Annotated in this window: 18 protein-coding genes; 10 read left to right on the forward strand and 8 right to left on the reverse strand. The window is 42.1% G+C overall.

What is annotated here, in order from left to right:
• Positions 1–61: 61 nt before the first annotated feature.
• From HGJ91_RS01210 to HGJ91_RS01220, 3 genes are all read left to right on the forward strand, one after another.
• The gene (locus tag HGJ91_RS01210) at positions 62–382 is read left to right on the forward strand and encodes a hypothetical protein (RefSeq protein WP_291345858.1); all 321 of its coding nucleotides are present in this window, start codon (positions 62–64) and stop codon (positions 380–382) included.
• Positions 354–1,004, forward strand: coding sequence for a response regulator transcription factor (locus tag HGJ91_RS01215; protein ID WP_291345859.1), 651 nt, complete (start codon positions 354–356; stop codon positions 1,002–1,004). The genes HGJ91_RS01210 and HGJ91_RS01215 overlap by 29 nt, the downstream gene beginning before the upstream one ends.
• A 124-nt stretch (positions 1,005–1,128) precedes the next feature.
• A complete protein-coding gene (locus HGJ91_RS01220; RefSeq protein WP_291345860.1) occupies positions 1,129–2,274 on the forward strand; it encodes a response regulator in 1,146 nt (381 codons plus the stop codon).
• A 79-nt stretch (positions 2,275–2,353) separates the two neighbouring features.
• On the opposite strand, the gene aspS is transcribed toward HGJ91_RS01220, so the two are convergent.
• The 7 genes from aspS to HGJ91_RS01255 form a co-directional block, all read right to left on the reverse strand.
• Positions 2,354–4,141, reverse strand: a complete 1,788-nt coding sequence (gene aspS / locus HGJ91_RS01225; RefSeq protein WP_291345861.1) for an aspartate--tRNA ligase — start codon at positions 4,139–4,141, stop codon at positions 2,354–2,356.
• A 17-nt stretch (positions 4,142–4,158) separates the two neighbouring features.
• Positions 4,159–5,415, reverse strand: a complete 1,257-nt coding sequence (gene hisS, locus HGJ91_RS01230) for a histidine--tRNA ligase (protein WP_291345862.1) — start codon at positions 5,413–5,415, stop codon at positions 4,159–4,161.
• 107 nt (positions 5,416–5,522) lie between these two features.
• Positions 5,523–6,818, reverse strand: a complete 1,296-nt coding sequence (gene hisD / locus HGJ91_RS01235; protein ID WP_291345863.1) for a histidinol dehydrogenase — start codon at positions 6,816–6,818, stop codon at positions 5,523–5,525.
• A gap of 126 nt (positions 6,819–6,944) precedes the next feature.
• The gene (locus tag HGJ91_RS01240) at positions 6,945–7,976 is read right to left on the reverse strand and encodes a metallophosphoesterase (RefSeq protein ID WP_291345864.1); all 1,032 of its coding nucleotides are present in this window, start codon (positions 7,974–7,976) and stop codon (positions 6,945–6,947) included.
• A 230-nt stretch (positions 7,977–8,206) separates the two neighbouring features.
• Positions 8,207–9,934 carry an aldehyde ferredoxin oxidoreductase family protein gene (locus tag HGJ91_RS01245; protein ID WP_291345865.1) on the reverse strand — a complete coding sequence of 576 codons (1,728 nt, stop codon included), beginning with the start codon at positions 9,932–9,934 and terminating at the stop codon, positions 8,207–8,209.
• A gap of 95 nt (positions 9,935–10,029) precedes the next feature.
• Positions 10,030–11,262 carry an RtcB family protein gene (locus tag HGJ91_RS01250; RefSeq protein ID WP_291345866.1) on the reverse strand — a complete coding sequence of 411 codons (1,233 nt, stop codon included), beginning with the start codon at positions 11,260–11,262 and terminating at the stop codon, positions 10,030–10,032.
• Positions 11,231–11,908 (reverse strand): Crp/Fnr family transcriptional regulator, encoded by a 678-nt coding sequence (locus tag HGJ91_RS01255; protein ID WP_367142563.1) that lies wholly within the window; start codon positions 11,906–11,908, stop codon positions 11,231–11,233. The genes HGJ91_RS01250 and HGJ91_RS01255 overlap by 32 nt, the downstream gene beginning before the upstream one ends.
• 175 nt (positions 11,909–12,083) lie before the next feature.
• Between HGJ91_RS01255 and hcp the strand changes: the two genes are divergently transcribed.
• From hcp to HGJ91_RS01290, 7 genes are all read left to right on the forward strand, one after another.
• Positions 12,084–13,727 (forward strand): hydroxylamine reductase, encoded by a 1,644-nt coding sequence (gene hcp, locus HGJ91_RS01260; protein ID WP_291345867.1) that lies wholly within the window; start codon positions 12,084–12,086, stop codon positions 13,725–13,727.
• Positions 13,728–13,806: 79 nt separating this feature from the next.
• Positions 13,807–14,541 carry an HD domain-containing protein gene (locus HGJ91_RS01265; RefSeq protein ID WP_291345868.1) on the forward strand — a complete coding sequence of 245 codons (735 nt, stop codon included), beginning with the start codon at positions 13,807–13,809 and terminating at the stop codon, positions 14,539–14,541.
• Between the two features lie 74 nt (positions 14,542–14,615).
• Positions 14,616–15,359: an ATP-binding protein gene (locus HGJ91_RS01270; protein ID WP_291345869.1), complete on the forward strand. Its 744-nt coding sequence runs from the start codon at positions 14,616–14,618 to the stop codon at positions 15,357–15,359.
• Positions 15,356–16,144, forward strand: a complete 789-nt coding sequence (locus tag HGJ91_RS01275) for a 4Fe-4S dicluster domain-containing protein (protein ID WP_291345870.1) — start codon at positions 15,356–15,358, stop codon at positions 16,142–16,144. Before HGJ91_RS01270 ends, HGJ91_RS01275 begins: the two co-directional genes overlap by 4 nt.
• 140 nt (positions 16,145–16,284) lie before the next feature.
• On the forward strand, positions 16,285–17,250 hold the full coding sequence (locus HGJ91_RS01280) for a TAXI family TRAP transporter solute-binding subunit (protein ID WP_291345871.1): 966 nt from the start codon (positions 16,285–16,287) through the stop codon (positions 17,248–17,250).
• A 178-nt stretch (positions 17,251–17,428) separates the two neighbouring features.
• A complete protein-coding gene (locus HGJ91_RS01285; RefSeq protein ID WP_291345872.1) occupies positions 17,429–19,126 on the forward strand; it encodes a TRAP transporter fused permease subunit in 1,698 nt (565 codons plus the stop codon).
• A 138-nt stretch (positions 19,127–19,264) separates the two neighbouring features.
• The gene (locus tag HGJ91_RS01290) at positions 19,265–19,717 is read left to right on the forward strand and encodes a MarR family transcriptional regulator (protein ID WP_291345873.1); all 453 of its coding nucleotides are present in this window, start codon (positions 19,265–19,267) and stop codon (positions 19,715–19,717) included.
• A 1-nt stretch (position 19,718) separates the two neighbouring features.
• Here HGJ91_RS01290 and HGJ91_RS01295 read toward each other — a convergent pair whose 3' ends face one another.
• Positions 19,719–20,357, reverse strand: coding sequence for a response regulator transcription factor (locus HGJ91_RS01295; RefSeq protein ID WP_291345874.1), 639 nt, complete (start codon positions 20,355–20,357; stop codon positions 19,719–19,721).
• Positions 20,358–20,359 lie beyond the last annotated feature (2 nt).

Here is a 20,359-nt window from a genome sequence, read left to right on the forward strand (position 1 = left end):
ACCGTTTGAGCAATAAAAAAGGCTGTAGGTTTTTACAGCCCTAAAATAGGAAAAGGCTGCAATGTTTGCCCGCAGCCTTTTTGTTTTAAGTTATGGTTTTATTTTTCAGGGTAGACTGCTGCTACAGGTATTTTTGCGCCACCATCGCCAAAGTGGGAAACCTGCCGCAGTGTTTTTGTCGACTTGTTGCTGCCCAATATTTGTTTCTATATACAAGAACATCGTAATGTGGAATTATACGCAATCAAATTTTTTTGTCAATAAAAATAATAAAGGATTTAAAGTATTGTTTGATTTTAGGGTGTCGTCAGGATACACTTTTGTCGGTTCAAATAAAATTGGCAGCAGGGAATATGAAAATCAAAGTAATCATAGCAGATGATCATACCATTGTTCGGGAAGGACTGAAAAGTCTTCTTGAAAAAAAGGGAATTGATGTCATTGATATTGCAAAGAATGGCCGTGAAGCCATATCTCTTGCAAAAGCGCATCAGCCCGATGTTGTGCTGATGGATATTTCAATGCCGGATCTCAATGGCGTGGAAGCAACGGCAGCTATTCGGCGGGCAGTTCCAAAGACTAAGGTCATTGCTCTTTCCATGCATTCCAGTAAGAAAATGATAGATAAGATGGTTGCATCCGGTGCATCAGGATACGTCCTAAAAGAGTCTGCATTTGATGAATTGTATGATGCCATAAAGGAAGTTAATAAAGACAATTTTTATTTAACTCCATCCATTGCCAGGATGTATGGGGGCAGCAAGGGTAAAATGGTTAAAGATATCGATGATATGCCGAAATTCAAAGAAATTTCAAAAAAAGAACGGGAAGTTCTTCAACTGGTTGCAGAGGGGAAAAAAACCAAGAATATTGCTGAAAAACTGTGCGTCAGTATCAAAACAATAGAAACCCACCGCGCAAGTATCATGAAAAAACTCGGTATTTCTACTATTGCCGGGCTGACAAAATTTGCAATTAAAGAAGGGATTATTTCCCTGGAGTAAAAAAAGTTTAATTTTTTTCAAAAATCAGGGTTTTCCCTGATTGAAAAATTCTTATAGTTTTATTATATTAAAAGTTGTTTGAATTAATATAGAATATTAATTGGTTATAAAATAGGGTGGGAAAATGGAACATATTCAATTAAAAGGTGAAGCTCCCGATGTGATGGAAGCGATTGCAGGTGGAATGGCTCATGATTTTAATAATCTTTTAGCCGAAATTAAAGACAGAGCATCGCTGATGATGAATAGTGTAGAACCTTCTGATCCGCTTTACCAACATATTATAGAAATCATCCGCTGTATTGATAAAGGCTCTGAAATTGCAAACCAGTTACTTGGTTTTGCAAAAGTTGATGGGTATTCTACCAGCTCTATTGATATGAACCGGCTGGTTCGAAAAGCAGTGGAAAATCTTGATCTTAAGGGAAAAAGAATTGTTTTGGATGTGGACCTTGACTCAAAACCCCTGATCGTTGAAGCAGATTCTGATAAAATCAATCAGGTTCTTATAAGTATTGTCGACAATGCATTACAGGCCATGCCAAGGGGTGGGAAACTTTCCGTTGTCACGGAATCCACCACTATTTTAAATGGAAGTGCAGGCTCTTATGGGTTAAACACCGGATTTTTCGTAAAAATTACCATAACAGATACCGGTATCGGGATGGAAAAAGATGTGTTGGAGAATATTTTCACTCCTTTTTATTCCACAGACCAGGAACGCTATCCTGAGAAAAAGGGACTGGGGTTAACCTTTGCCAAAGGAATTATTCAGAATCATAACGGGGTCATTGATGTGTGGAGTTCTCCAAAGATTGGATCTTCTTTTTCCATTATTTTACCTTTAAAGGAAACGACAGATAATATAGATATCCCTGCTGAAGATGAAAAGCTGGTTTTGGGGAATGAATCGGTTCTTCTGATTGATGACGAGGAAAGGATTCTGACGATTGGACGAGAAATTTGTAAGGCGCTTGGGTATAGTGTAATAACTGTAGCTTCCGGAGAAGAAGCAATAAGAATTTATAAAGAGAAAAAAGAAGAGATCAACCTTGTTGTTCTTGATATGATTATGCCGGAAATGAACGGACTTGAGACATTCCTGAAACTCAAGAAACTAAATCCCGATATTAAGGTGTTGCTTTCAACAGGGTATTCCATTGATGAAAAGGTCCAGGAAATGCTCAGACAAGGGTGCAAAGGGTATATTCTGAAACCTTACAGTGTTATCGATTTTTCTCATAAATTAAGAGAAGCTTTAGAATTGTAGACTTTCCAAAAAACTTGCAGGCAGCAGTGGAAACTGCTGCCTGCAAGTTTTGTTTTTCAAACACATTCAATCCTTGACGCTATTCTTTTATTTTGGATACTTTAATTGCAAGATCCTGAAGCTGTGCCGTTGCTGCTTTTGACGGTGCTTCCGTCAGAAGGCAGGTTGCTTTCTGTGTTTTTGGAAAGGCAATGACATTTCTGATAGAGTCTTCTTTGCACAACAGCATCATCAGCCGGTCGAGCCCGAATGCGATTCCGCCATGGGGTGGCGCCCCGGATGCCAGGGCATTTAAAAGAAACCCGAACTTTTCATTGGCTTCGGTTTCATCAATTCCAAGACAATCTAACACTTTTGACTGAAGTTCGGCAGAATGGATACGTATACTTCCGCCGCCGATTTCAATTCCGTTCAACACCAGGTCATAGGCCCTTGATTTAACCGCAAGAGGATTGGAAGAAAGCTTTTCAATATCTTCCTCAAGAGGTGCGGTGAATGGATGGTGAAGGGCTTGATAGCGTTTTTCTGTTTCATCATACTCAAGTAAGGGGAAGAGGGTCACCCAGGTAAATTCATAGGTATCATCAGAAATCAGCTCAAGCCGTTTTGCCAGTTCATTTCTTAACTGGCCAAGGGCTTCATTTGTGATTTTCGGCTGGTCTGCCACAAAGAAAACAATATCCCCGGGTTCAAGCTCAAGTCGTTTTCTTAAGGTCTCTTTTTCTTCATCGGTGAAGAATTTTACTATGGGAGACTGCCATCCCTCTTCTTTTATCTTAATCCAGGCAAGCCCCTTTGCTTTATATACAGCAGTAAAATCCGTCAGTTCGTCAATCTGTTTTCTGGTAAAGCTCGCGCATCCTTTTGCATTAATGGCTTTAACAAGCCCACCGTTTTTCACCACGTTTGCAAACACTTTGAACCCGGCATTTTTTACAATATCCGAGATATCACATAATTCCAGGCCAAATCGCAGGTCAGGCCTGTCCAGACCAAATCTTGCCATGGCTTCATCGTAGGTGATCTGTGAGAATGGTGTGACAAGGTTAATATCCAGCACTTTTTTGAAGATAGCGGTTATCATGCCTTCGGCAATTTCCATAACCTGCTGCTCCTCAACAAAAGAAAGCTCCATATCGATCTGGGTAAACTCGGGCTGCCGGTCCGCTCTTAAATCTTCATCCCTGAAACATTTGACAATCTGATAATATTTGTCAAAACCTGCGATCATCAATAATTGTTTGAAAAGCTGGGGAGACTGAGGCAAGGCATAAAATTCCCCTTGATTGACCCTCGAAGGAACTAAGTAATCCCTTGCTCCCTCAGGTGTACTTTTGGTCAAAAAAGGTGTTTCAATATCCACAAACCCGTTATTATCAAGATAGTTCCTGACAGCTATGGTGGCCTTATGTCTTGCCAGAATATTGTTTTTCAGCTGGGGTCGTCTTAAATCCAGGTATCTGTACTGTAACCGAATGGATTCCGATGCTTCCACCCGGTCTTCGATCTGGAATGCCGGGGTTTTGGCCCTGGAGAAAATACGAAGCTCGTTTATCAGAACTTCAATGGCACCGGTTTTCATATTCGGATTGAGCATATCATCGGGTCGAGCAATGACTTTCCCCTTTACACCAAGGACATATTCGTTTCGAAGTTTCTGGGCTTTTTCATGAATTTTTTTTGAGACTTCCGGGTTAAAAACGATCTGAGTGATACCTTCTTTGTCCCTTAAATCAACAAAAATAACCCCTCCGTGATCACGACGGTGCTGAACCCAGCCCATTAAGACAACATCCTTATTAATATCGGTGTCTCTTAATTGGCAGCAATGATGTGTTCTTTTTAAATCTCCTAGTAAATCTGTCACGTAATATTTCCTCTAGTTTATTTTTTTAATATCTTGATCAGTTCAGGAATCAGAGTTTCAAGGCTAAGTGAAACCTGCTCTTTTGTATTCATGTTTCTTAAAATAATGGTATTTTCAGTCAGCTCATTTTCTCCCGCAATCAATACATATTGGGTATTGAGTTTATTTGCCCGTTTCATAAGGGCTTTCATGCTTTTCCCCCTGAAATCCATTTCTGTACGGATGCCGGCCTGATTCAGCTTGCAGGACCAGAGATATCCTTTTTCCATGGCCGTATCGCCTAAAGATACGATAAACAGATCAAGAGGCTTTTCTTCAGGTGCTTTATCAATCTGTTCCATGACCTCAACCAGACGGTCAAATCCAATGGCAAATCCAATCGCAGGGGTTTGCGGTCCGCCCAGTTCTTTGACAAGGCCGTCATATCTGCCACCGCCGGCAACAGCACTTTGTGCACCAAGGGTGGTGGTCTGAATTTCCCAGGCGGTTCGGGTATAGTAATCCAGACCGCGTACAAGGGATTTGTCTACAATAAAATCAACACCTTGTTTTTCAAGGGTTGCTTTCACTGTGTTAAAATGGTCTTCACACTCTTTGCAGAGACAATCCAGGGTTGCAGGTGCATCAGCAATCGCTTCTTTACAATCTAATACTTTACAGTCAAGAATCCTTAACGGGTTCTTGTCCATCCTTCTTGTGCAATTGTCACAAAGACGGCTTTTTTTTGATTCAAGAAAGTCTAAGAGTGCCTTTTGAAAGGAAGGTCTGCATTTGGGGCATCCAAGGGAGTTAATATGTGCAGAAAGTCCGCTCAGGCCAAGACGTTTAAATAATTCGTTTAAAAGATAAATCAATTGGCTGTCGATATAGGCGGATTCTACTCCAAATATTTCCGCATCAATCTGATAAAATTGACGGTATCTTCCTTTTTGGGGTCTTTCCCTTCTGAACATGGGGCCGATCATGAAAAATTTTCTGACAGGATCAGTGGCATACATTTTATGCTGGATATAAGATCTGACAATAGAGGCAGTGGCTTCCGGCCGCAATGTCAGTTTGTCTCCTTTTCTGTCCGGAAAGGTGTACATCTCTTTTTCAACGATATCGGTTACTTCACCGATGCTTCTGGCAAAAAGTTCTGTTTTTTCCAGGATGGGAATCCGGATTTCTTTAAACCCGAATGCTTCAAATAAACATGTTGCCTCTTTCTCTACTTTTTGCCAGAGGGGAATATGCTTCGGCAGTATATCTCTAAACCCTCGTATGGTCTGCATTATTTTTTCTTTAACCTAAAAATTATTATCAAAATTTAAAACAACCGTTATTTATAGATTAAAATCAGGGTGTTAGTCAATACGTAAAATGATGTTTCAATAAATTGTTATTTTCTGATTTTAATCGAGTTAGCATGGGCGGCCAGCCCTTCGGTTTCAGCCAGTCGGATCACATCGTCGGCTTCCTTTTTAAAGGCAGCTTTTGAATAATGAATTAAACTGGTTTTTTTTGTGAAATGCTCAACACTTAAAGCTGAAGAGAATCTTGCTGTCCCGGCAGTCGGCAGGACATGGTTGGGCCCTGCAATATAATCTCCCATGGGTTCAGGGGTGTATGGCCCTAAGAATAAGGCGCCGGCATTCTGTATCCGGTCAATATAATCAAAGGGATCTTTGACAATCAGCTCAAGATGCTCAGGCGCAAGACGATTTGAAAGTTCGATTCCGGTTTCAATATCCGGCACCAGCATAATGGCACCGAAATGATCGATGGACTGCTTTGCTATATCTTTTCTGGGCAGTTTTTTAATCTGTATTTCAAGGGCGTCGGCCGTATTTTGGGCAAGGTCTTGTGAATCTGTTACAAGTATGGAAGAGGCCATGGTATCGTGTTCAGCCTGGGAAAGGAGATCTGCTGCTAAAAATTGGGGATTGGCATGTTTATCGGCAATGATCAATATTTCACTGGGGCCTGCAATCATATCAATTCCTACTATGCCCGCAACAATTTTTTTGGCAAGGGTCACATAAATATTTCCAGGACCGACAATCACATCCACTTTTGGAACGGTTGGGGTTCCATAGGCTAAAGCCCCTATAGCCCAGGCACTGCCGGCCTTAAAAACTGAAGTAATACCAATTTTTTGGGCCGCGGCAAGAATGTGCGGATTGATTTCACCGTTTTCCATTGGAGGGGTCATAAGATTAATGGATGAAACACCCGCTGTTTTTGCAGGGATTCCTCCCATTAATACAGATGACACAAGAGGTGTTTTCCCTCCCGTTGCACCTGGCGCATAAATACCTGCTGCACCCACGGGTTTTACAAGCTGCCCGACCATGACACCGTTTCTAGGTGTGTCAATCCAGGAGTTTTCTTTCTGTTTTAAATGAAAATATTCCAGTTGATTGACAGATCGGTCAAGGGCTTTTAAAAATGACATATCAACATTTTTTAATGCGATTTCAAATTCTTTTTGAGTAACCCTCAATGAGTCAATGGTGACCTTGTTTGAATCAAATTTGTTGGTGTATTCAACAAGGGCCTCGTCTCCCCTTTTTTTGACATCTTCAAGATAGGCTTCAACCGTTTCATAATCCTGTTTTGAGAACCCTAAGCCACGTTCTATGGTATCTTTTACTCTTTTTTCTGCACTCTTGGAAGGATATTGATATGTTTTCATTTTTTTATTATTCCAAAAAAAGTATAGTTTATATTGCAATGATCATATGGCTTTTAAATACTGATAAATTTCAGACACATATAATACTTTGGCCCTTTTTATAGCAAAAGAAAGTCTATAAAGCCATCAAATAAATTTGAACAGGGTTATTTCAGGAAAGGTTCCAAGCCTTAAGGGTGGTCCCCAGTATCCGGTCCCCTGGCTGACATAAAGCTGTGTGTTTTGATAGTGGTACACCCCTTTCACAAACGGGTGTTTAAGCCTGATAAAATAATTAAACGGGAAATACTGACCGCCATGGGTGTGACCGGATAATTGCAGATCAAATCCTGCTTGTGAGGCCCTGTAAATACTTTTGGGCTGATGGGCACACAGCAGTTTGAAACTGTTTTCAGGGCATCCTTGAATAGCTTTTTCGGGGCTTGACACATGATCCTTGAAGAAGCTTCCTGCCCTGATATCTGTCACGCCTGCAAGGGTTAATAGTCCGTTGTTGTATTCGATTACCCGGTGTTCATTGATGAGCGGTTCAAACCCTAACAGCTTTACTTCATGAAGCCATCGTTTTGCACCGGAATAATACTCATGGTTGCCTGTGACAAAATATTTTCCAAGGGGTGTGTAAAGGTCCATCAAAGGGGAGACGTCAAGGGCAAGATCCTGCGGAGACCCGTCTGCAAGATCTCCTGTAAAAACAACAAGATCGGCTTTCAGGGTGTTGATTGTATCACAGACACGCTTAACATAATTGTATTTGATGGTGGAGCCCACATGAAGATCTGTAAACTGAACAATTTTTAACCCTTTTAAGTTTTTGAACGCTTCTTTTAATTTGATATCAATCTGAACAACTTTTGGCTCTCGCAGAGCAGAGAAATATCCAAAGGCTGCGGCAGATGTGCTCAATGCAGTGATTGTTAACCCTGAAGCCTTAAACAAAAATCCTCTTCTTTCCGGGTTAAAAAAGGGCGCTTTCTTCGGTTTTATAAAGAGCTGTTTTATTTTTAATGCTATCAGGGAAATGATGATCAGAAGATCACGGAAAAAAGAAAGACAAAAAAAGTAACTGACAAGCCCAAGCGATGTATATCCAACCCAGGCTAAACTTTGTGAAATATCCGGGTAAATAAAGTTGACACGTAAATAAAGATGCACCATCAAAGAGACAAGGGAAAGAATAAGAATGAGCCAACACCATAGCGCAGCCCTTTTGTTTAAAAGAGACGGGATTAAACGGAAACCGGCGTAAAGGTAAATGATAAAAAGAACGCTGCTGAAAATGAAAAAGAAGGCCATTTGGTTATTTTAAATATTGACAGGTTTAAGTTATAGTTGAAAAAGTAAGGGCAGAAAATCCGCCCCTACTTTTAGGATATTATGAAGTACTGTTAAAATTTGAGCGTTTCTGACAATTCTTCAGGAGTAAAATCCCACGTTGTATTATGAGGAGGAAATGTCTCATTAAACATTTCAGGGAGCTGATCATCAACTTTAGTGAATCCGGCTTTTCTGTTGAATTCCTTTTCATTATTCAGCGTGGATTTTCCAAGGGCAACAACATCATCCGGTGTGAGCGTCAGTCCATATCTGGCATTCAGCATGTCGACGATGGTTGGAACCCCGTCTTCATTGTCCAGCACGGCAAAGGCAATAAACAGACATAATCCTGCGGAATCAATGGCTGCTGTGGCGATCTGAAGGTTCTGGGAAAGCTCGACATTGCCTTTTTTTTTGCAGGGGTCAATGGTCCCGCCGACACTTAAAATGTTGGCTGTAACACCGTACCCAGCCGTATGATCCGCCCCCATGGGAGTTGTGGCATAAGTGACCCCTTGGCCTTTACAGGATCTTGGGTCATAGGCCGGAAGGGACTGCTTTTTCACCACAGGTACCCTGTCCACACCAAGAGCATCGCCAGTGAACACGGCACCATTACCGATGATTTTTCCTTCAGGCGCATAATCACCCACTTTTGAGAGCAGTTCAATGGCTGCCTTTCCGTCTCCCCATGGAATCATGCCGCCTTCCATGGCAATACCTATAGCGACACCCATTTCAATGGTATCAAGGCCGAAATCATCACAAAGTCTGTCCAGCATGGCGATATCGTCGAGTTCTTTGATGGTGGTATGAGCACCAAATGCCCAGATGGTTTCATATTCAAACCCGGTAGTGAGAAACTTGCCATCTTTGTCATGGTACACATTGGAACACTTAATCACGCAACCCGGATGGCATCCCTCGGTTGTAACACCGCCTCTTTGTTCAATGAGTTCAGCCATTTTTTCACCGCTGATATCCTGGGCATGCTCAAACCGGCCGGATCGAAAGTTCTTGGTAGGAAATGCACCGGCTTCATTGATCACATTTACCAACACTGCTGTGCCAAGGGCAGGCAGGCCTTGGCCGGATACTGGATGACTTCTTAACATCTCCACCCATTTTTTATTGGCGGCTTTAAAAGCCTCTGGATCTTTAATTTCAACACGGGGGGCGCCTTTGTCATCCACGACGATGGCTTTGATTTTTTTGGATCCCATGACAGCACCCAGTCCGCCCCTGCCGTGGGCACGTCCCGGTCTTCCGTTCAAATCCGCCTGGTTCATACTGGCGCTTTTGAGGCATTGTTCACCTGCCTGGCCAATACTGATAACAGCAACATTTTTACCGTATTTTTGCCATAATTTTTCCATCACTTCATAATTACCCGCATTCACAAGATCTCCTGCCGGCAGAATTTGGACACCATCATTGTTAATCACAATAATGCTGAAGTCATCCCCATCCGGCTTATCTTCAAGAACCAGAGCGGCAATGCCCAGCCTTGCAAGTTTCTGGGAAGCATATCCGCCGGAATTACTCTCTTTGATGCCACCTGTCAGCGGTGATTTGGCCCCGGCTGACAATCTGCCTGAATTGGCTGCGGGGGACCCGGTAAGAAGTCCCGGGGAAAAGATCAGTTTGTTTGCTTTTCCAAGCGCATGACAGATCGCCGGCACTTCATCCAGAATCATTTTGGATGTGAGTGCCCGGCCTCCTAAACCTGCATAAGCTTCCGGTACTTCTTCAAACCCAAAGGTTTTTTCTTTTGTGTTTACTCTTAAAAGTTTTCCCATTTTCCCCTCCTTGACTAAGTGGTCAAGTAAAAATAAATTACGGCGCAATCCGTACAATTTGTTTTTACTTGCCTCCTAAGGTTAATAAAAAACAATTATTTTCTTTTTTTTCGTCGTTTTTTTCTGCCGGGTGGTGCCATTTTTACCAGTCGGGGTTCAAATTTCGCCACAGTTTCAACAAGATCCTTTTGTTGATCCATGACAACTTCAATATTTTTATATGCCATGGGTATTTCATCAAGTCCAGCAGAAATTAACGTCACCTCTTTTTTTTGTAAAATTTTTTGTAAATCTTTAAAACTGAATCGTTTCATGGCAGCATTCCGGCTCATTTGCCGACCAGCTCCATGAGCGGCTGAATTTAAAGAGTCATCATTTCCAAGTCCCCTGACAATAAATCCCGGATCAGCCATGGATCCGGGGATGATACCCAAAACGCCTTTGTCAGCAGGAGTTGCCCCTTTGCGATGGACAATCACGGAGTGTAATCCGATTTTTTCCTTCCAGGCAAAATTATGATGATTTTCTATTGTTGCAATTGATTCCTCCCCAAGAAAGCTTAACACGGCAGTATGAATAATTTCATGGCTGGCAGATGCATACCTTCCCATCAGCTCCATGGCTTTGAAGTATTCAATGCCTTCCCCTTTTTTCATGTCCAGCCAGGCAAGATTGTTTAACGGTTTGCCAAGTTCAGGATGTAGTCTTTTTGCAAGATTTGAATAATGGTCTGCAATCCTGGCACCTGCACCCCTGCTGCCCGAGTGGGTCAAAAACGCGATATATTCTCCTGCCGTTAAACCGATGTCATCTTGGGTCAGGTAGAGCCTGCCGAATTCTGCAAAATGGTTTCCTGATCCACTGGTTCCCAGTTGTTTATGGGCCTTGTCTTTTAATGACTTAACGACATGGCTGAATGTCCAGTCTTCATCCATGACGCGATGCTGCCTGGGGCGAGAAAACTCTTCCCCCACACCAAATTTTGTCTGGGTTTCAAGGGCCTGTCTGAAGACCTGTTTATGGGTCTGATAATTTTTGAAAGGTATGGGAAGCACAGACATTTTCATCCGGCAGGCTATGTCAACTCCCACAGCGTATGGAATAATAGCATCCTTGACCGCCAGCACACCACCGATGGGAAGCCCGTATCCCAAATGGGCATCCGGCATTAACGCACCTTTGACGGAAACAGGCAGACTTATTGCATCTTCCATCTGCGATATGGCAGCAGGATCAAGGTCTTTCCCAAAAATGGTATACTTTGCCTTTTTTGTCATACGATTGGTGCTTTTTTTCTTAAGAAAGACTGCCTGAATCTGACAGTTCAAGAAGCCCTTCAAGGTCTTTAATTAAAATGGTTTTGGTCTGTACTTCAATATAAGAAGAAGTCATCATTTTTTTAAATATTCTGGAAACAGTTTCAGGCGTGGTGCCGATCAGGTTGGACAATTGTGCCTTTGATATGGGAAGGATCACTTGTTTTTTGTTTTTCTGTTCTTTGGAAAGTGTGAGAATATAGGCGGCAAGCCTGGCAGGGACTTCTTTTAAACTTAAGTTTTCAATCTGCATGGTGAATTCCCGAAGCCGCTTAGATAAATCTGCAAGCAGTGTCATCCCAAGTCCTGGTGTTGCAGTAATCAAATCTACAAATTTATTCCTGGGAAGGAAAATAATGACAGATTTTTCAAGGGCCATGGAAGAGGCGGGGAAATTTTTTCCTTCAAAAACCGGGACCTCCCCAAAGGTGTGGCCGGGGCCGTAAATATGAAGAATCTGCTCTTTGCCTTCAAAGGAAAGTTTGAAAACTTTAATCTTTCCTTTTTCAACTATATAAAGCCCGTCTCCCTTATCTCCTTCATGGAAGATGATCTGGCCTCTGTTAAACTTAAGTGTTGAGGCAATGGATGATATTTTTTCCAGGTGTTCCTCGGACAGGCCTGAAAAAAGAGGGATGGCTTTTAATTTTTTAATAATATATAATTCTCCAGTTAACTTTCGAAAATAATTAAAAAATTTTTAAAATCAAAAAAAATCAAAAAAAGTAAGATTACTTGATCCAGGTCAAGGATTTATATCCTTTTTTATAATAATTTCAAACCAGGATGTAAAGATTAATTGTTCATTAACTATAATATAAGGAGAAAGTAACATGTTTTGTTTTCAATGTCAGGAAACAGCGAAAAATCAAGGGTGCACCATTAAAGGTGTTTGCGGAAAAGAAAATGATACAGCTAACCTTCAGGATTTGTTGATTTTTAACCTCAAAGGAATCGGGGTTATTGCAAGCGCGGCCAAGGCAAAAGGTTCAGCAACTCCCAAAGATGCCGCTCTGTTTGTTGCCCAGGCTTTATTTACCACTATTACAAATGCAAATTTTGATGAAGAAAAATTGGTTGACTGGGTTCAGCAGGCGCAAAAAGTTAAAAAAGAGCTTTATGAAAGTGTGAAGGATCAAGTGGGGTCGGATCTTCATGAAAGTGCCACCTGGTATTCCGATGATGTGGGTTCCTTTGGTGCCAAGGCACAAGCCGTAGGTGTCCTTGCCACTGAAAATGAGGATGTCAGATCTCTTCGTGAGCTTCTTATCATCGGGTTAAAAGGGATTGCCGCTTATGCAGATCATGCATCGGTTCTGGGTGTAGAAAAAGATGAAATTTTTGATTTCATGTTTGAGGCCCTTGCGTCCACCACCCAGGATCTCTCCGTGGATGAAATGGTGGGCATGGTACTCAAGGCTGGTGAAGTGGCAGTTACCACCATGGCAGCCCTTGATGAAGCCAACACAACTGCCTATGGCCATCCGGAACTGACCGAAGTGAATCTCGGTGTTGGGTCTAATCCTGGAATACTGATCTCGGGACATGATCTTAAAGATTTGGAAGAACTTTTAAAACAGACAGATGGAACCGGCGTGGATGTATATACCCATGGTGAAATGCTTCCGGCCAATTCTTATCCTGCTTTTAAAAAGTTTGCCTACCTTAAAGGTAACTATGGAAGCTCATGGTGGCACCAGAATGAGGATTTTGAATCCTTTAACGGTCCTGTTCTCATGACTACCAATTGCATTATCCCCATGAAAAAGAAAAATACTTACAAGGACAGGGTCTTTACCACTGGCGTGGTCGGCTATCCAGGGATAAAACATATTGCAGACAGGGTGAATGGCGGGGCCAAGGATTTTTCTAAAATTATCGAGCTTGCCAAAACCTGCAACGCACCGGAAGAAATTGAAACAGGAAAAATTGTTGCCGGGTTTGCCCACAACCAGGTATTGGCCCTTGCGGACAAGGTAGTTGATGCCGTAAAATCAGGCGCTATCAAACGCTTTATTGTCATGGCCGGTTGTGATGGCCGTCAAAAAGGAAGAAATTATTTTACCGAAGTGGCTGAAAAATTGCCTAAGGATGCCGTAATCCTGACTGCCGGATGTGCAAAATACAGGTACAATAAACTGGATCTGGGCGATATCGGCGGAATCCCAAGGGTACTTGATGCCGGACAATGCAACGATTGTTATTCACTTGTCGTCATTGCACTTAAACTCCAGGAAGCCTTTGGTCTTGATCATATTAACGATCTGCCGATTTCTTTTGATATTGGATGGTATGAACAAAAGGCCGTAGCCGTTCTTTTAGCCCTTCTGCATCTGGGTGTCAAAGGTATCCGACTTGGACCCACACTGCCGGCTTTTGTTTCCCCGACTGTCTTGAATGTTTTGGTTGAAAATTTTGATATTAAACCGATTACAGACCCTGATGCTGATATCGAAGCCATGATGCAGGGTAAGTAAATAAAGAAAAGTTAAAGCCGGTGTATATGAAGGGATCATGCACCGGCTTTAAATTAAAAGTTTTTAAAGGAGGCTAAAAATGAAATGCCCGGGACAAGATACCCAATACTGGAATAAGGATGCCATCTTTGAGACTGAATGCCCGGAATGCGGTCATCCCATGGAATTTTTCAAGGATGATGCCACACGAAGATGCGCAAACTGTAAGAAAAAAATTGTTAATCCCAAGATGGATTTTGGCTGCGCCTCTTATTGCAAATTTGCTGAGCAATGTCTTGGCACGCTGCCTGAAGAGTTTATTGCCCAGAGAGATGATCTTTTAAAAGATCGGGTGGCTGTAGAAATGAAAAGATATTTTAGAACGGATTTTAAACGCATCGGGCATGCAGCAAAGGTGGCAAATTTTGTAGAGAAAATCGGAAAAAAAGAAAAAGCAAATCTTGCCGTGGTTCTTTGCGCGGCATATTTATATGATATCGGTGTAAAAAATGTTCTTGAAAAATATGACTCCATTGAGCCCCAATACTTGGAAAAAGAGAGCCCGAAAGTGGCCAGAGAGCTCATGGAAAAACTGGGAGCAAAAGAAGAATTGATCAATGAAGTCATTGATATCGTAGGACACCATAATCGTCCGGCAGAAGAAGACAGTTTGAACCGCAAGGTTCTGCATGATGCCGACATGCTGACCCATATGGCAAGTTGCGAAGGGAAAAACGGTGTTGATGATAAGGCGTTTTTCGCCAAACTTGACCGGCTTTTTTTAACCACAGCTGGAAACGAGTTGGCCAAACAGGTGTTAAGGCAGACAAATTAGGAAATAAAAGTTGAATCATATGTGAGTCAAAAAGTGCATATAATTCAAATCAATATAGAGTGAGAGGGACTATTATGAAAGTGATGAGAAAAATAATCGAAATAGACGAAGAATTGTGTGACGGCTGCGGAAACTGTGTGCTTGCCTGTGCAGAAGGCGCGATTCAAATTATAGACGGCAAGGCAAAAGTGATTGCGGATAAATATTGTGATGGTTTAGGGGCGTGTATAGGTGACTGTCCTCAGGATGCTTTAAAAATTATAGAAAGAGAGGCAGATGATTTTGATGAAGAAGCTGTTGAAGGGCTGTTGAAACAACAGAAAGCAGACAAAAAACAGGCAGAACCCATTGCCTGCGGATGTCCTTCCACAACAATCAGCACATTCCCGACAGCGAATGCAGGGTCTTGCGACTGCGCCAATAAACCAACGATACAATCATCCGGGGGTGCATCCAGTCTGGGTCACTGGCCGGTTCAGATCAAACTGGTTCCGGCAGGCGCACCCTTTCTTAAAGATTCAAACCTTGTGATTGCAGCTGATTGTGTGCCCGTGGCCTATCCGACTTTTCATGCAGATTTTTTGAAAGGGAATACTGTGATGATCGGATGCCCCAAATTTGATAATGCCGATGAAAATGTCGAAAAACTTTCCCAGGTGTTTAAAGTGTCCGGGATCAAGAGTATCACAGCCGTCATCATGGAAGTACCCTGTTGTTCTGCCATGCCCATGATCATTAAAAAAGCCCTTGAAAAAGCAGACGTTGATATTCCGTATAAAGAGGTTGTGGTCAGTTACCGAGGAGAAATTCTTCCATGAAATGGTCCCTGGATGCAGACCATGCTATAAAGAAAGTTCCTTTTTTTGCAAGGAAAAAAGTTAGAAAGAAAGTTGAGGATTTTGTTGCGCAAAAGAAAAAGACATCTGTTGAATTGTCAGATGTGAATGAATTGAAGAAAAAGTTTCTGTCCAAAGGCGGGATGGAAAAAGAGATCAAAGGATATGAAGTCACCACCTGCTTTGGGGGTGCGGGATGTCCCAACACGGCAAATTCCGGCACCCGGCTTGCAAAAAATATTGAAACAATTATTGAAAAAGAGAATATCCTTTCCTTTTTAAAAGAAACGGTAAAAGGGGACCTAAAATTCCATCACGAGTTCAGAGTTTCGCTTTCCGATTGCCCCAATGCCTGCTCAAGACCCCAGATCGTGGATATTGGTATTATCGGTGCAGTTCTTCCAGATATTTGTGATGAAGGCTGCACTCTTTGCCGTGCCTGCGTGGAGGTCTGTGATGAAAACGCCATTACGCTGGATGAAGATAATGAAAAACCTTTGATTGATTATGATCGATGCCTCATGTGCGCCAAGTGCATAAAGGTTTGTCCCACCGGAACCATCGTAGAAAAAGAAAAAGGTTTCCGGGTGATGCTTGGCGGAAGACTGGGGCGCCACCCCAGGCTTGCCATAGAAATTGCGGGGCTCCACACCCATGATGGAGTATTGCATATCGTTCAAAAGTGCCTGAAATTTTATAAAGAAAAGTCTAAAAACGGCCAGAGATTTTCCCATATCCTCTCCTCTGTGGATCAGGTTGTCACCTGACAAAAACTTATAATTTTGTAAGAAATTTACCTACACCAGAATCAGAAATCCTCCAATTGATTCGTTGGCTTCATATCTAGTAGCCTGATAAATGGTAGAAATGGAATTTTATGTTTTAACACCAAACACAGGAGAATTATATGAAAAGTAAACAGTTATTAATCATTGGATTTATCGCTGTCCTCACTATGGCATTTTGTCAGACAGCCTTTGCAAAAGAAAGACTCGTATTCGGTGGCGGCCCTGCCGGCGGCACATTCCAGGTAGTTGCCAATGCTGTCCAGGTGTACAAACCTGTAAAAGCGTCTGCCACGTTTAAAGTGCAGGCACAGTCTTCAGCAGGTTCCGTGGAAAACTTGAGAAAGACAGATGCCGGCAAACAACAGTTTAGTGTTGTTTATTCCGGTCATGTTTATCTAGGCCGAAACGGTATGATGAAAAATGATACCAAAAAGTATGAAAATGTCCTGGCTGTTGCATGGCTCTATGGCGCACCGGGTCAGCTGGTTACCCGTGCGGGTTCCGGAATTAAAAGCGTAAAAGATCTGGTCGGCAAAAAAGTGGGTGTTGGTAATGCCGGTTCCGGTGCATTTGCAAACTGTGAGCTTTTTTTCAGCCACATGGGTGTCTGGGATAAAATTGAAAGAAATGCTATGGGTTACAATGATGCAGCTCAGGCATTCGGAAACAAGCAATTGGATGCTTTCTGGCTGTTTACTGCCTTCCCGAGCGGCGCGGTCATCATGGCGGCACAGACCAATGATATTGCCCTTGTAAATCTTGATGCAGATGCCAAAGCAAGCGGATTTTATGATAAATATCCGTACTTTGCAAAACTGTCTGTTCCTGCAGGGACCTATAAGGGTGTAGATTATGACTCTCCTTCCTTTCAGGATTCAGCCCTTTGGGTAGCCAATTCAAAAGTGTCTGCAGATGCTGTATATGAAATACTTTCTCTTATTTATACAGATGAGGGGCTGGCCCATATGCATGCTTCTAAAAAGACATTTAAGAAGATGGCCCTTGCAACCGGTGCTGACGGTGTTGTAACGCCTTTCCATCCGGGCGCTGAAAAATTCTGGAAAGATAAAGGTATTTTAAAATAGACATACGTTAGTTTAACGGGTATATCTTATTGAAGAGGCAGGTTTTTTGAATAAAGAAACTTCGTATCTTTTAATCGGTAACTGAATCATTGGGGGCAGATTTAAACTCTGTCCCCAATGATTTCAAACAACAGAAAGGCAAGCCGTGTACGAAAAGTTAAATAGATTTGAGCAAATCGTGTTTGATATATGCTCAGTGATCCTGGTCGTTTTTTACTCCTATGCTGCAGTGATTCATCCCATGGCAACCCAGTATCACAGGGGCGTTTACATCATTATAACCTATTTGCTTGTCTTCCTTTTATACAAATCAAAATCAAAAATTATGAGGGTTGTAGATTATATCCTCATTCTTCTTTCCCTTGCCTCCATCGGATACTGGATGTTTATGTTTGAAACCATTAATTACCGTACTGGTGCGGAAACACAAACGGATATGGTGTTTGCCATTATTGGTGTATTGGTTGGTATCGAACTTGCCAGACGGGTGGTGGGCAAAGTATTTGTTTTTCTGGGTGTTATAATGCTTACCTATGGTGTTTACGGGTATCTGGCACCGGATCTGGTTTCCCATGCAGGAGCTCCTTTTACTGAATTGTGTATCAGTATATTTTATAAAAGTGACGGTGTGTTTGGAATTATGGCCAATGTTCTGGCCACCTATGTTATTTTGTTTGTTCTTTTTGGTGCTTTTTTAGAAAAATGCGGGGCCCAGAAATTTTTTATTGACTGGCCCCTTGCCGCGGTTGGACATACAACCGGTGGGCCTGCCAAGGTCTCGGTTATCGCCTCCGGACTTTTTGGTTCCATTTCAGGATCAGCCATTGCCAACACGGTTTCCACAGGCATGTTTACCATTCCAATGATGAAAAAAGCAGGGTTTAGACCTCATGTGGCTGGAGGAATAGAGCCAGCTGCTTCCATTGGCGGAATGTTTATGCCCCCGATTATGGGTGCGGGTGGATTCATCATGGCAGAGCTGACAGGCGTGCCCTATTCCAAAATCATGCTTGTGGCCATATTCCCGGCTTTAATGTATTTTTTCTCCGTTTTTTGTATGGTCCATTATGAAGCTAAGAAGTATAATATTGTGGGCGAAAAATCAGAAGTCTCGGCCAGGGAAATTTTTAAAAAACAATGGTTTTATACCATTCCTTTGATTGTCATCACTATTTTTATGCTCTATGGGTTTTCCCCAGGGTATTCAGCCATTTTAGGGCTTGTCTCATGTATTGTCATCAGTTATGCCAGAAAAGAGACAAGGATCGGTCCTAAAAGATTTGTTCTAGCTTCAAGAGAAGGGACTGTAAATAGCCTCAAGATTGGTGCTACCGTGGGTATTATCGGTATTATCATCGGAGTTTTGACTTTCTCGGGCCTGGTGCTTACCTTTGCCGATATTATGATAGAGCTGGCCGGTGGTTCTTTATTGCTGACCATTTTTCTGGTTGCCTTAGCATCGCTTGTACTGGGAATGGGAGTGCCGGTAACTGCAGCTTATCTTATTACTGCAGTGGTTGCTGTTCCAGCTCTCACCCATCTGGGAGTAAATGAGCTTGCCGCCCATATGATTGTTTACTGGCTGTCACAGGATTCCAATATTACACCCCCGGTCTGTATCGCAGCCTTTGCCGGTGCAACCATTGCAAAAGCCAACATGTGGAAAACAGCTTTTACATCATTTAAGTTTGCAAAATTTTTGTACCTGGGTCCCATCCTTTTTGGCTATGTGCCAGGATTTTCCCTTGATGGCAGTTCCACTGATATTATTAAAGCGTTTGTAATAATCTTTTTCGGAACCTGGGGCTATGCATGGATACTCAGTGGTATCTGGATTAATTATATAAAAGCAATTTTTAAGAAAAATCCGGCATAAAAGACTTTCTTTAAAAAATTGATCCACCCCTGATATTTTGTCCTTGTCAGGGGTGGATTTTTTATTTTCATGAATTATAGATTTTTTATTGAAAAAATTAGTTGCATCATCAACGATTGTGAGATAAGAAATATCCATATGGAAACATTTGAGAAAGTCATTGATTCGTCTATTGCATATTTAGTGGGCCGAACATCCAGATCAATTATTAAAAGGCTGACCAAAAAATTTTCAGATGCCGGGTTTGACGTGAGCTATGAACAGTGGAGCATCCTTGTTCATTTGTATCGAAAAGATGGGCAGACCCAGCAGGAGCTTTCCAATATAGCAGTAAAAGACAAGGCTGCCATTACAAGGCTTTTAAATGTTCTGGAAAAAAAGAATATTGTGTTAAGAATACCGGACAGGAATGATAAGCGAAGCAAACTTGTCTATCTGACCCATAAGGCCAAAGACTTTAAACCAGAGTTGATTGCTGTTGTTGAAGAATTGTTAGAGGAGGCGGAACAGGGAATCCCTCTGGAAGAAATGGCGCGATGCAAAACCACTTTAAATAAAATATTTTCTAATTTTGACCAACTGAATCAATAATCTACAATTCCACCAGTTTGTTTTGAATGGCATACCTGGATAACTCGGCATTGTTTCTTAAACTCAGCTTTTTTAATATCCTTGATCGATAGGTGTCAACCGTTTTTATACTGATGTTATAGGATGTAGCAATTTCTCTGTTTGTCGAACCCATGGCAAGCTTTCGTAATACTTGAAGTTCTCTCATGGACAATGATTCTGTAAGCGTCTGATTTTTATTTCCACGGATTACTCTAAGGGCCAGGGCTTCACTTGCCTTTTCCGTTAAATATCTTCCCCCGGAATAAATTTTTTTTACGGCCGCAACAAGCTGCTCGGGAGCAGACTGTTTTGTGACATATCCAAAAGCTCCTGCTTCTATGGCTCTGATAACGTATTGTTCTTCATCATGCATGGTCAAAATAAGGACAGGCACATCCGAACAATAACTTTTAAGGCGGGCCACCACCTCAAGTCCATCCATTCCCGGCATGGAAATATCAATCACTGCCACATCGGGTTTTTTTTTCATGACCTCATCCAAAGCTGTTTCTCCATCTGCTGCTTCCGCAACCACCTCAATCTCATTGCTGTCTTCCAGAACTTTTCTTAAGCCTTCCCTGACAATAGTGTGGTCATCTGCAAGAAGTACTTTAATCATGG

This window comes from Desulfobacula sp. (assembly GCF_014237455.1).
Classification (GTDB): Bacteria; Desulfobacterota; Desulfobacteria; order Desulfobacterales; family Desulfobacteraceae; genus Desulfobacula.